8 protein-coding genes and 1 tRNA gene are annotated in these 13,027 nt (G+C 65.5%); 3 read left to right on the plus strand and 6 right to left on the minus strand.

Features of this window, described 5'->3' with window-relative positions; genetic code table 11:
* Positions 1-8: 8 nt before the first annotated feature.
* Entirely contained in the window at positions 9-2,060 is a 2,052-nt protein-coding gene (locus tag EDC31_RS02720; protein ID WP_042057851.1) for a CocE/NonD family hydrolase, read from the minus strand.
* Between the two features lie 181 nt (positions 2,061-2,241).
* Between EDC31_RS02720 and ilvD the strand changes: the two genes are divergently transcribed.
* Positions 2,242-4,089, plus strand: coding sequence for a dihydroxy-acid dehydratase (gene ilvD, locus EDC31_RS02725; protein ID WP_042057854.1), 1,848 nt, complete (start codon positions 2,242-2,244; stop codon positions 4,087-4,089).
* Positions 4,090-4,120: 31 nt separating this feature from the next.
* On the opposite strand, the gene EDC31_RS02730 is transcribed toward ilvD, so the two are convergent.
* The 3 genes from EDC31_RS02730 to EDC31_RS02740 all read right to left on the minus strand — a co-directional run bounded on the left by EDC31_RS02730 (position 4,121) and on the right by EDC31_RS02740 (position 8,807).
* On the minus strand, positions 4,121-6,805 hold the full coding sequence (locus EDC31_RS02730) for a valine--tRNA ligase (RefSeq protein ID WP_042057855.1): 2,685 nt from the start codon (positions 6,803-6,805) through the stop codon (positions 4,121-4,123).
* A gap of 43 nt (positions 6,806-6,848) precedes the next feature.
* Positions 6,849-7,220, minus strand: coding sequence for a DUF2497 domain-containing protein (locus EDC31_RS02735; protein WP_158310320.1), 372 nt, complete (start codon positions 7,218-7,220; stop codon positions 6,849-6,851).
* A 126-nt stretch (positions 7,221-7,346) separates the two neighbouring features.
* Positions 7,347-8,807, minus strand: a complete 1,461-nt coding sequence (locus EDC31_RS02740; RefSeq protein ID WP_042057857.1) for a TolC family outer membrane protein — start codon at positions 8,805-8,807, stop codon at positions 7,347-7,349.
* A 136-nt stretch (positions 8,808-8,943) separates the two neighbouring features.
* Between EDC31_RS02740 and EDC31_RS02745 the strand changes: the two genes are divergently transcribed.
* A tRNA-Cys gene (locus tag EDC31_RS02745) sits at positions 8,944-9,017 on the plus strand.
* A 23-nt stretch (positions 9,018-9,040) separates the two neighbouring features.
* On the opposite strand, the gene EDC31_RS02750 is transcribed toward EDC31_RS02745, so the two are convergent.
* On the minus strand, positions 9,041-10,426 hold the full coding sequence (locus EDC31_RS02750) for a DUF2142 domain-containing protein (protein ID WP_042057859.1): 1,386 nt from the start codon (positions 10,424-10,426) through the stop codon (positions 9,041-9,043).
* 18 nt (positions 10,427-10,444) lie between these two features.
* Positions 10,445-10,867 (minus strand): nucleoside-diphosphate kinase, encoded by a 423-nt coding sequence (gene ndk / locus EDC31_RS02755; RefSeq protein ID WP_042057862.1) that lies wholly within the window; start codon positions 10,865-10,867, stop codon positions 10,445-10,447.
* 196 nt (positions 10,868-11,063) lie between these two features.
* Here ndk and EDC31_RS02760 point away from each other — a divergent pair, with 196 nt between their 5' ends.
* The gene (locus tag EDC31_RS02760; protein WP_042057864.1) at positions 11,064-12,959 is read left to right on the plus strand and encodes an ABC-F family ATP-binding cassette domain-containing protein; all 1,896 of its coding nucleotides are present in this window, start codon (positions 11,064-11,066) and stop codon (positions 12,957-12,959) included.
* Positions 12,960-13,027 lie beyond the last annotated feature (68 nt).

The raw sequence follows: 13,027 nt of genomic DNA on the forward strand, positions 1-13,027 counted from the left end.
TTCCGGCGTCATTTCACGACGGGGAGGTAAATGCTGCTCGCCGTGTCGCCGCCAAGATATATCGTCTGGGTCGCACTGTGGTAGTCGCCGGGTTTGGCCTTGAAAATATTCGGCACATAGGTTTGCGGGTTGCGATCGTACAGGGGAAACCAGCTCGACTGGATCTGCACCATGATGCGATGGCCAGGCTGGAACACGTGATTGATCGCCGGCAGGGTGAATTTATACTCCTGCACCTTGTTCGCGGGAATGGGCTGCGGCGTGCTGAAACTGCGCGCATAGCGCCCGCGGAAAATATCCATGGAGAGGGGCAACTCGTACCCGCCCATCTCCGGCCGGTCGCCATCGATGCCGGGATAGACGTCGATCACCTTCACCACCCAATCGGCATCCGTCCCCGTCGTCGCCGCGAAGAGATCGGCCGTGGGGATGCCGGAGACGCGCACCGGATCGGTCAGGACGTCCGTCTCGAAGGTCAGCACGTCCGGCCGCGCCTCGGCGAAGCGCTGATCGCTGGTGAGCCAGGGCTTCCACCGCGCGCTGTCCGCGAACGCATAGGGGCGCGAGATGAACGGCACCGGATGGGCCGGATCGGACAGGTAGGACGTTGTTCCCGGCAGGGCGCGGGAAAAGGCGAGCCCCTGACTCCGCTGGAGATACAGCCGCGTTCCCTGACCAAGACAATTCTCCAGGCATGCCGGCAGCCAGTTCCGGAAATGGTCCCAGTGATTCTCGCCCGTATTGTAGATGATCGCGTCGTCGAAATGCGTCTGCGGGCTGCCCGGCTTGAGATACTGGTTGAAGAACGGCAGCATCACGTTGGCGCGGTACCACAGCGCCGTATCGCCGTCGAAATGCAGCGGGCCGAGCGTCGATCCGTCATAATTCACGCCGCTATGCCGCCACGGCCCCATGACGAGAATGTTCGGCACGTCGGGATGACGCGCGCGAAGAGCCAGCCAGCTATGGATCGCCCCCCACATATCCTCCTGATCCCACAATCCCTGCTCCCATATCATCGGCACTTTCGCGGGATTGCGGGTGATCAGCCGGTCGAGCGCCTGATCCTGCCAGAACGCGTCATAGGCCGGATGGGCCAGCATCCGCTTCCACCACGGGAACTGATCCAGCCCCGCCTCTCGCGCGAAATCCTCGGCCGAGCCCGCCTTCAGGAAATTCGTGTAGTCGTCCGCATCCACGCGCGGAATCCCGTCGCCCTCGCCCCGCACGCTCATCTGCCCGGTGAAGTAGTCGAAGCTGCCCTGCCGGAATGCCCCGTAGTGGAACCAGTCGTCACCCATCCAGCCGTCGACCATCGGGCTTTCGGGCGAGGCGACCTTGAGCGCCGGATGCGGGTTCAGCAGCGCCATCACCACCGTCCAGCCCTCATAGGATGAGCCGGTCATCCCCACGCGCCCGTTGCTTTCCGGCACGTTCTTCACCAGCCAGTCGATCGTGTCCCAGGCGTCGGTCGTGTCGTCCGTCTTGCTGTCGTTCAGCGGGCCGATGGGCGGGCGCGTCATGACGTAATCGCCCTCGGAGCCGTATTTGCCGCGAATATCCTGGAACACCCGGATATAGCCCGCATCCACGAACACCCCGTCTCCCTGTGGCAGCAACGCCTTCATGGTCAGCGCATTCGGCACGCGGGACGCGCGTTTGGAGGCGTTATACGGTGTGCGCGTCAGAAGGATCGGGGCCCCCTGCGTGTTTTTCGGCGCTTTTTTCGACACGCTTTTCGACGCATTTTTCGGAATGATGATGACCGTGTGAAGCTTTACCCCGTCACGCATCGGAATCATGACCTCGCGCCGGATATAATCCTGCCTTTCCGTCATCTCCGTCACATGAGCCGGAATGTCATTGCCGCGCTGGATCATGTCCGGCGTCACCGCGGACGCCGGCGCATCGACGGCAGACGCCTCGGAATCGGACTGGAACGGCGCGGCGAAAACGGGCGACGAAAGGGCGCAGGTGGCAAGAAGCAGGCAAGAGGCCAGGCGAGACGACACGGTGACAATTCCTCCGGCGAAAGGACGATGAAAAGGAAACGACGACATCAACTCCGCATGATCACCCGCGCCGCGCCTCTCTGCAAGCGATCCTCCGGGGTCCGGATCTCGCCCGGTAATTTTCGTTCGTCCATCGCACAAGTGACGCAAGTTTCTCCATTGCGGCGCTTGGCCTGCGCCGCGTTTGACGTATAGTGCGCGCCCTCGACAACCGCCGGATCATCCCGCCATGCCCGCCTATCGCTCCCGCACCACGACCCACGGCCGCAACATGGCGGGCGCGCGCGCACTCTGGCGCGCCACGGGCATGACCGAGGGCGATTTCGGCAAGCCGATCATCGCGGTCGCCAATTCCTTCACCCAGTTCGTTCCCGGCCATGTGCATCTGAAGGATCTCGGCGCGCTGGTGGCCGGCGCGATCGAGGAGGCGGGCGGCGTCGCCAGGGAATTCAACACCATCGCCGTGGATGACGGCATCGCCATGGGTCACGGGGGCATGCTCTACAGCCTGCCCTCTCGCGAGTTGATCGCGGATTCCATCGAATACATGGTCAACGCCCATTGCGCGGACGCCATCGTCTGCATCAGCAATTGCGACAAGATCACGCCGGGCATGCTGATGGCGGCCCTGCGGCTGAACATCCCCGCCATCTTCGTGTCGGGCGGCCCGATGGAAGCCGGCAAGCTCGACGGTCCGGGCGTGGAACGCAAGCTCGATCTGGTGGATTCCATGATCGCCGCCGCCAACCCGAATGTGTCGGACGCCGAATCCGAGCGGATCGAACGCTCCGCCTGCCCGACCTGCGGCTCCTGCTCCGGCATGTTCACCGCCAATTCGATGAACTGCCTCACCGAGGCCCTGGGTCTCGCCCTGCCGGGGAACGGCAGCCTGCTCGCCACCCACGCGGACCGGCGCGACCTCTTCCTTCAGGCCGGAAAGCTCGCCGTCGAACTGGCGCGCCGTTGGTACGAACAGGAAGATCCGACCGCCCTGCCCCGCGGCATCGCCACCCGCGCCGCCTTCGAGAACGCCATGACGCTCGATATCGCGATGGGCGGCTCGACCAACACGGTTCTGCATCTTCTCGCCGCCGCGCGCGAAGCGGAGGTGGAGTTTCACATGGCGGATATCGACCGCCTCTCGCGCAAGGTGCCCAATCTCTGCAAGGTCGCGCCCGCGAAGGCCGACGTGCATATGGAGGACGTGCATCGCGCCGGCGGCATTCCCGCCATTCTCGGCGAACTGGACCGCGCCGGGCTGATCGACACCGCCGTCGCCTGCGTGCATGCGACCTCTCTGCGGGACGCGCTCGATCGCTGGGATATCGTCAACGGCGCGCCGGACGCCGTCACACGCTTCCGCGCCGCTCCCGGCGGCGTGCGCACGACCCAGGCCTTTTCGCAATCCAGCCGGTATCACGCGCTGGATCTCGACCGGAGCACCGGCGTGCTGCGCGATCGCGCCCATGCCTTCTCGCAGGATGGCGGGCTGGCCGTGCTCTACGGCAATCTCGCCGAGGCGGGAGCGATCGTGAAGACGGCAGGCGTTTCGGACAAAATCCTCAGTTTCAAGGGGAAGGCGCGCGTCTTCGAGAGCCAGGACGACGCGGTTTCCGCCATTCTGGCCGGTCGCATCGTGCCGGGCGACGTCGTCGTGATCCGCTATGAAGGGCCGAAGGGCGGCCCCGGCATGCAGGAAATGCTGTATCCGACCAGCTATCTGAAATCCAAGGGACTGGGCGAAACCTGCGCCCTTATTACTGATGGACGCTTCTCGGGCGGCAGTTCCGGCCTTTCCGTCGGGCATATTTCCCCGGAGGCCGCCGAGGGCGGCACGCTGGCACTGGTTGAGGAAGGCGACGAGATCGTCATCGACATCCCCAACCGTCTCCTTGCCGTCACCGTGAGCGATGCCGAACTCGCCGCCCGACGCGACAAGATGATCGAAAAGGGCGAGACCGCGTGGACGCCCGACCGCCAGCGCATCGTCTCCCCGGCCCTTCAGGCCTACGGGCTGATGACCACAAGCGCCGCGAACGGCGCCGTGCGCGATCTCAGGCAACTGACCCGGCGGTAGCGTCCCCGTTTGACGTGCCGGGGTCGGTCTCTCAGGCCCTGATCCGCTCCAGCGCGGCGGCCAGACGCTCTCTGTCCCGCAGGAAGCTGGCCAGCCGCTCGCGATTCTCCTCCACCACCTCCGGCTTCGCGCGGGCGACGAAATCGGGATTATCGAGCTTGCGCCGGGCTTTCTCGATCTCGCCGTCCAGGCGGGCGATCTCCTTCGCCAGCCGCTCGCGCTCCGCGTCGAGATCGATCAGCCCTTCGAGCGGCAGAATCAGCGTCGCCTCGTCCAGAACGCTCTGCGCCGCATAGCGCGGGGCGGCTCCGTCCAGCGGCGCGATCTCGCTGACACGCCCCATGCGGCGGATCGCCTCGCTCCAGCGCATCGCCCGCTCCAGCGTTTCCTGCGTCGCATCCCGCAGGAGCAGCGGCGCAAGCTGGGCCGGCGGCACGTTCATTTCCGAGCGGACAGCCCGCAACTCCGAGATGAGATGAATCACCCAGTCCAACTCGGCGCGTGCCGCCCCGGCTTCGGGCACCTCGTTTCCCCGTGGCCAGCCCGCCGTGGCGATGCTCTCGCCGAAGCCGAAAGACTGCCACAACACCTCGGTCACGAAGGGCACGGCCGGGTGCATCATCCGCAGGATCATGCCCAGCACATGCGCCGCGACGGCACGAATCTCCTCCTGCTCATCCCTGTCGCCCGAGGTGAAGACCGGTTTGGCGAGTTCGAGGAACCAGTCGCAGAAACGGCTCCAGACGAAACGGTAGCAGGCCGCCGCATAGTCATCGAAACGATAGGCGGACAAGGCCGCGTCCGCCTCGTTCGCCGCAGCACTTGCCTCGGCCAGCAGCCAACGCGCCAGCGGGCTGCGCACCGCCGCCGGATCGAAATCGGCCACCGGCGCCACACCGTTCATCTCGCAAAAACGCGCGGCATTCCACAATTTGGTGATGAAGGTGCGGTACTCCTCCACCCTGCCGCGTCCGAACTTGATGTCCCGTCCCGGGCCCGTCAGCGCGCAGATCGTCAGCCGCGTCGCATCCGCGCCGAATTCGGCGACGAGTTCGAGCGGATCGAGCCCATTGCCCTTGCTCTTGGACATCTTCTGCCCGCGTTCGTCGCGCACGAGCCCATGGATCAGAACCGTGCGGAACGGCACCTCGCCCATGAAATGCAGCCCCATCATCATCATCCTGGCCACCCAGAAGAAAATGATGTCGAACCCCGTCACCAGCACGCTGGTCGGATAATAGCGCGCCAGTTCGGGCGTCCTGTCCGGCCAGCCCAGGGTCGTGAACGGCCAGAGGGCGGAACTGAACCACGTATCCAGCACATCCTCGTCCTGCGTCAGCGCCACCTCCGCGCCGAGCGCCTCGCGCGCCTTCGCCTGCGCCTCCTCCGTGGTGCGGGCAACGAAAACCTGCCCATCCGGCGCATACCAGGCCGGGATGCGATGCCCCCACCAGAGCTGCCGACTGATGCACCAGGGCTGAATCGCGCGCATCCATGCGAAGAACGTGTTTTCCCACTGGCGCGGCTCGAACACCGTCCGCCCGTCCTCGACGGCGGCCATGGCAGGTTTGGCGAGCGTCGCGGCGTCGCAATACCACTGCGTCGTCAGGCGCGGTTCGACCACCGCCCCGCCGCGTTCGGCGTAGGGCACGCTCAGCGTGTGCGGCTCGATCTTCTCCAGCAGGCCGAGGCGTTCAAGCTCCGCCACGATCGCCTTCCGCGCCGCGTCCCGCGGCATCCCGCGCAGCGACAGAACGAACGATTTCGACGCCACTTCCGGCACGTCGGTCAGATCGCCCTCAATCTCGTTCAGCCAGATCGCCGCCGATTCGTCGAGAACGGTCAGAGCGGGAAGATTATGCCGCCGCCCGACCTCGAAATCGTTGAAGTCATGGGCAGGCGTGATCTTCACCGCGCCCGTGCCCTTCTCCGGGTTGGAATAGCTGTCCGCGACGACGGGAATGCGCCGCCCGGTCAGTGGAAGAATGACCTCCTTGCCGATCAATGCCGCGTAACGCTCATCTTCCGGATGCACAGCCACCGCGGCGTCGCCCAGCATCGTCTCCGGTCGCGTCGTCGCCACGGTAAGGCTGCCGCCATCGGCCAGCGGGTAGCGAATGAACCACATCGATCCTTTCGTCTCGCGGTTCTCCACCTCCAGATCCGACAGCGCCGAGTGGAACACCGGGTCCCAATTCACCAGCCTCTTGTCTCGGTAGATCAGCCCCTGCTCGAAGAGCGTGACGAAGACTTCCCGTACGGCGCGCGAGAGGCCATCATCCATGGTGAAACGCTCGCGCGACCAGTCGGCGGACGCTCCCAGCACGCGAAGCTGGCGTACGATCTCGCCGCCCGACTGCGCTTTCCAGTCCCAGACACGTTCGATGAAGGCGTCGCGCCCGATCGCCTTGCGCGCCACGCCCTGCCGATCCAGTTCACGCTCGACCACCATCTGCGTCGCGATCCCGGCGTGATCCGTGCCGGGCTGCCACAGCACGTTGCGCCCGTGCAGACGCTGCCAGCGGATGAGAATATCCTGGAGCACGAAATTCAACGCATGGCCGAAATGCAGCGTGCCCGTGACATTCGGCGGCGGGAACATGATGGCGAACGCCTCGCCATCTTCCTCCGGCCTGGCGTCGAAAAGACCCGCCGCCTCCCACGCGGCATAAAGACGGGCTTCGTGGTCGGCGGGGATATAAGCCTTGTCGAGCATGGGCGTCCTGTCAGTCTGCTAACGCCAGACCGCCGGGAGATCCCTACCGGCGGCTGGTGATCCGTGTAATTTCCGCGCGGACCATCGTCTCGACCATCGGCGGAAGATTGGTATCCAGCCAGTTGCGGACGAGTTCACGCACCTCCTGCCGGACCAGATCCTCGACGGTCAGAGACGCGCCGGTCATCACGGACGTCTTGCCGCCGATGGTATGGCCGGGCACGGGCCGCGCATCAAGCGTGGTTTGCAGGGAAGAGAGCGATCGCGTCGCGGCCTCGAACGCTTTTCCGTTCAGCAACCCTCCCTGGACGGGAGCGGGATCGCTGACGCGCATCGTCGGCTCCAGCGTCAGAATGTCATCGTCATGTGATGCGGCCACGCCGGCGTCCGGCGTGGGTAGGGTATCGAAATCCATGGGTTTCTCTCCGACAATTCGCCGGATGGTCCTGAGGAGATCAGCCGTACCCGAATCCATCATATCGACCTGATCTTGGGGCATGAGACTGTCCATGAGCTCCACATTTCCGTCCAGGCCGCTCGGTCAGCGGCCCGGCTGGTTTACCGCATAATCGTTAATGCCCCACAAACGATCCTTAACGGCGTTGTAGTAGGCTTTCTCGTCATAAAGCGGCACGTCGAGCTTGAGATCCGCGGCCGTCAGCCGCCCGATCGCCGCCGCCACGCCATAGGACGCGACGACGAGATTGCTGAGACTCTGGATCAGCGTCTGCTGCGCGGAGAGCAGAGTCGCCTGCTGCTGGAGCACTTCGAGCGTCGAACTCGTTCCGACGATGGCCTGACGCTCGACACCGTCCAGCGCCACGATTCCCGCGGCGATGGCCTGGCGCTCGCTGCCGATTGCCTCCTGATAGGATTGCAACTGCTGCCAGTTCGCCTCCGCCAGTTGCAGAGCGGTGCGACGCTGAATGTCCACATTCCGGTGCGCCGCCTCGAACGCCTGACGCGCCTGCCGGACGGCGGCGTATTCACTGCCTCCCTGATAGATCGGGATCTGGAAGTTCAGCATCGCATATTTATTGTCGCTCAACATATGACCATAGCCCTGGTTCGTCATACGCTGATAGGCGGCCGTGGCCGAGACCTTCGGCATGATGGCCGCCAGCGCCACCCCGATCGCGTCCTTCTTCTGCGCCTCGGTGAAGAGGGCATTGACGACGGTCGGATTGTTCTCGACGGCAAGCTTCACCGCCTCCGTCGCCGAATGGACCGGCAGTGCCAGGGGCTGGGGCGCCTCGAGATTGGGCGCGGCGGGGAGACCGACGACCTGCAGATACGTCGCCTGATCGCTACGCAGCGTCCCCTCGGCCTGCTGCCTTACGGCAGTCGCGTTCGCAAAGGCGACCTGCGCCTGGGCGACGTCGGTGCGCGTCAGTTCGCCCAGCGCCTTGCGCTGCTGGGTGGCCTTCACCTGCTCCTGAAGCACGTGCTCGTTGTTGATGCTGATCTGGAGCAGTTGTTCATCGCGGATGACGTTCACATAGGCCGTGACGACGGAGGCGAAGACCTGCTGTTCGGTGGAGATCAGGTTGGCGCGCTCGGCCATGACCGTGTTCACCGCCTGATGAGTCGCGGCGGAGGTCTTGCCGCCATTATAGAGCGGCTGGGTGATCGTGACGCCGCCCTGATAGCCGGGCGTATTGTAGACCCTGTTATAGGCGGGCGAGCCGAACTGGGAGCCCGGCGCCGGGCCCTGCGCGCCGTAGGAGGTACGCCCCTGATAATAGGTGAGCGCGGCCTGGCCCTGAATCGTCGGGCGCCATCCCGCGAGAGCCGCCGGCACGTTCTCGTCCGTCGCCCGCAGTGTCGCCCGCTCCTGCTGCAAGGTCGGATTGGTCAGATAGGCGGCGGCGAGCGCCTCGCGCAGCGTATGGGGAATGAACGCCGGAGCGCCCTTCCCGTCATATTGCTGGGCCAGCGACGTGCTGCTGTAGAGCAGGGAAACAAGACCGAGCCCCGTCGGTATGCAGCGTTTGAAAATCATGTTCCGCCTCTTGTCTCGCGCGCGCCTCGATGCGCTGTCATAGCACAGCATAACCCGTTCGGCGGCGGAGGGAAATTGCCGCGCCGATCCTCTTGACCTGTCGCGTCACGCAGTGGATATACGCGGGGCGCTCCGAGGTCCGGTGGCAGAATGGTGATGTAGCGGACTGCAAATCCGCGTATGTGGGTTCGATTCCCGCCCGGACCTCCAGCGTTTCCCCCACGTTCCGGACGTCACACCTGCCAGAAATGGCGAATGATCGCCCATTGCGTGACGACTCCGGAAAACAGCAGGAAGACCGCCAGCACTGCGCTATCCGGCCCGCGGCGACGTCCATCCTCTCGCGGCGCATGGGGCAGGAGCAACGCGCCCATGATCGCGACGGGCAGGAAATACCGCCCCTGTATTCCGTCAATTCCCGCCGCGCCGACCGGCGTCCAGATGAGATAGAGCGCGACGAAGACCAGCACCCCCGTCGCGACGAGACAGGCCAGGAGACCGCCCTCCCTGAGGCAGACGCTTCGCCAGTTCCTCACCCTTCGTCCTGGACGCAGGGAAAGCGCCGCGCCGAGGCACAGAAAGATCGCCAGCACGCGATAGCTGCCCGGAGGCAGGCCGATATTCAGCCGCCCCAGCACGCCGAGAAACTGGCGGGCATAGAGACCGCCGGCCACGCGCAGGGTCAACAGCAGCGCATGCGCGAAACGAAGTGGATGATGCAGGACCAGCATCGCCTGGGCATGGGCGTCGACATGATGGGAGATCAGGAAACCCACCTTGGCCGGGCGGCTGAAAATCAGGCCGCAGATCGCGACGATCGCCAGGGCCAGCCCTGTCGCCGACAGCCTGACCGACATCCCGCCACGGAGAAAGAGCGGCAGAAAGGCGAGCGGGACATAAGCCGGTTTCGCCGCGACGACGACTCCCAGCAGGAGGCCGCTCGCCACCATCGCGCGCCTGTCGTTCGACGCTTCCGCCCGGGCCAGCGCGGCCGCCGCGAGCGCGGCACAGGCGGTCTGGATGGCGTCCTGCGAACAGGAGACGCTCAGGGCGAGCGCCATGGGCAGGCCGAGCAGCATCGCCATGAACAGCCGGCCTCGCGGCGTCAGCGCGATGGCCAGCGCGGCGAGGATGCTTGCGGTCAGCAGATTGGCCAGCCGCGCGAGGTAATATCCAGCCAGGGCGTCGAGTCCGCCCCAGCGCGCCAGCACAAGGCACGCAGCCTCGGGAAGATAGAAGAACGGCGGGTAGATGGCCGTGTTGGGATACCCTGTCGGCACCATTTTTCCGGTCAACGGAAAGGTCACGCCGTCCGTCAGGGCGTGGAAACCATAAGATCGCGGCGGCGAGGAGTCCCAGAATTCATAATGCCAGCCGAAATTCGACACGGGTTCCGGCAGGTCTGAACCCGCATTCCCCGCATCGAACCGGTGCGCGACGAGACTCCCCTCGGCGATGGCATCCGCTTTGAAGAAATGGGTCATCTCGTCGGGCATCTGCATCGGCGGCAGCGTGAACAGCAGCGACGCCCCGAACACGATGGAAAAGCACAGAAAAAGCCGGGCGAGCGGGTCGGCGATAAGGCCGCGCGCCGTCGCGTGCCCCGAACGCCGCCCCATCGCCTCGACTCCCGGCCGTTACGGCAGGATTTCGGTCTCGGCGAAGAAGAACGCGATCTCCGACCGGGCGTTCTCCGCGCTGTCGGACCCGTGAACCGAGTTCGCCTCGATGCTCTCGGCGAAGAGCTTGCGGATCGTCCCTTCCGCCGCCTGCGCCGGATTGGTCGCGCCCATGACCTCACGGTTCTTCAGGATCGCATTCTCGCCCTGGAGAACCTGCACCACCACCGGCTCCGTGATCATCGACCCGACGAGGCTGCCATAGAACGGGCGCTCGGCATGGACGGCATAGAACGCCTTGGCCTGGTCTTCCGTCAGCTTGATGCGCTTCTGCGCGACGATCCGCAGGCCGGCCGCTTCGAACACGGCATTGATCTTGCCGGTCAGGTTGCGGCGGGTCGCGTCGGGCTTGAGAATGGAGAGCGTGCGCTCGATGGCCATGATCTGGCTCCTGTCACTTGCGTTGAGGGCCGGCCGCCTGTTGCCGCCGACCGGGAAACCGGCTGCCCTTTACCGCAGATTTCCGCCCCCCGAAAGCATAAGCGCGATATAAATTCCCCGCCTCGCCCATACCGGCGCGCGGCCGATTGCATTACTCTGCCAAGCCCGATCCCCCATAGCGGAGAAAGACCGTCCCGTGAGCCTGCTGACCATCACCGATCTCACCTTGCGCATCGCAGGCCGCACCTTGCTCGATCAAGCCAGTCTCAGCATCGAGGCCGGACGCCGCATCGGGCTGGTGGGACGCAACGGAGCCGGCAAATCCACCCTGCTCGGCGCGATCGCCGGCGATATCGCACCGGATGGCGGCAGCATCGCCCTCTCGGCCCGCGCCACCATGGGACGCGTGAAACAGGAGACGCCCGAAGGCGACCAGTCTCTGCTCGACACCGTCCTTTCCGGCCATGTCGAACGCGCCGCCCTGTTGCACGAGGCGGAAAACGCCGACGACCCGACCCGACTGGCCGATATCCATGACCGCCTCCTGGCCATCGACGCCCACGGCGCCCCGGCCCGCGCCGCGACCATCCTCGCGGGGCTGGGCTTCGACCATGAGGCGCAGGCGCGCCCGGTCTCGGATTTTTCCGGCGGCTGGCGGATGCGCGTCGCGCTGGCGACCGCCCTGTTCCTCAACCCGGACCTGCTGCTGCTCGACGAACCGACCAACCATCTCGATCTCGAAGCGACGATCTGGCTGGAAACCTGGCTCAAATCCTTTCCCGGCGCGGCCATCATCGTCAGTCACGACCGCTCGCTGCTGGACAACACCGTCCACGCCATCGCCCATCTCGATCGCGGCAAGCTTTCCCTGACGCCCGGCGGCTACGACGAATTCGTCCGCATCCGCACCGAGCAGGCGCTGCAACAGACCCGCGCCGCCGAGCGAATCGCGGCGCAGCGGGCGCATATGCAATCCTTCGTGGACCGCTTCCGCGCCCAGGCCACCAAGGCCCGGCAGGCGCAGGCGCGGATCAAGGCGCTCGAACGCCTGCCGCAGATCGACTCGGTGATCGAGGATACGCCGATGCGCTTCGCCTTCCCCGAACCTTCCCCCCTGCCGCCGCCCATGCTGAGCATGGAACGCGTGACGGTAGGCTATGACGGCCGGCCGGTGCTGCGCAATCTCTCACTCCGGCTGGATCTGGACGACCGCATCGCGCTGCTGGGCCAGAACGGACGCGGCAAATCGACCTTCGCCAAGCTGCTCGCCGGGCGTCTCGCGCCGATGACCGGCACGCTCTCCCATTCGCCCCGGCTGCGCATCGGCTATTTCGCCCAGCATCAGACGGACGAGCTGGTATTGAGCGACACGCCGATCGACCATATGGCCCGCCTCATGCCGCAGGCCGCCCCCGCCGCCGTCAGGTCGCAGCTCGCGCGGTTCGGCCTCGACGCGGCGCGGGCGGAAACGAAAGTCAGCGACCTGTCCGGCGGCGAGAAGGCGCGTCTCCTGCTCGCCCTCGCGACGCGCGACGCCCCGCATCTCCTGCTGCTCGACGAGCCGACCAACCATCTCGATCTCGACGCACGCGACGCGCTGATCCGCGCGCTCTCGGCATTCGAGGGGGCCGTCGTGCTCATCAGCCATGATCCGCATCTGGTGGAGGCCGTGGCCGACCGGCTCTGGCTGATCGAGGACGGCGCCATCCAACCCTTCGACGGCGACATGGACGCCTATCGCGGCTGGCTGCTCGACCGCGCGCGCAAGGCGGCAGCGGACCAACGCGAGACCACGTTGCGCCCCGCCGACACGGAACGTCGCGCTTCCCGACGCGACCGGGCCGAACTCCGCCGCGCGCAGGCGCCCCTCCGCAAGGAGGCAAAGGCCGCCGAGGCGCTGCTTGAGCAGATCCTTGCCGAAAGGCGGAAGATCGAAACCAGGCTGGCGGACCCCGTCCTTTACAGCACGGGCGATTCCGCCGAGATCGCACGCCTCAACTCCCGGCTCGCAGCCCTGTCGGCGCAGGAGCGAAAGGCCGAGGACCGCTGGCTGGAGATTCAGGCCGAACTGGAAGACGCCGAAGCGAGTTGAACACGAGTTGATCGACATAACCCCGTGCCGTCCGGGCATTCCTGCCGTGCGTCGTATCGCCGCTCCTT

It is taken from the genome of Acidomonas methanolica (assembly GCF_004346035.1).
In the GTDB taxonomy this organism is placed as follows: domain Bacteria; phylum Pseudomonadota; class Alphaproteobacteria; order Acetobacterales; family Acetobacteraceae; genus Acidomonas; species Acidomonas methanolica.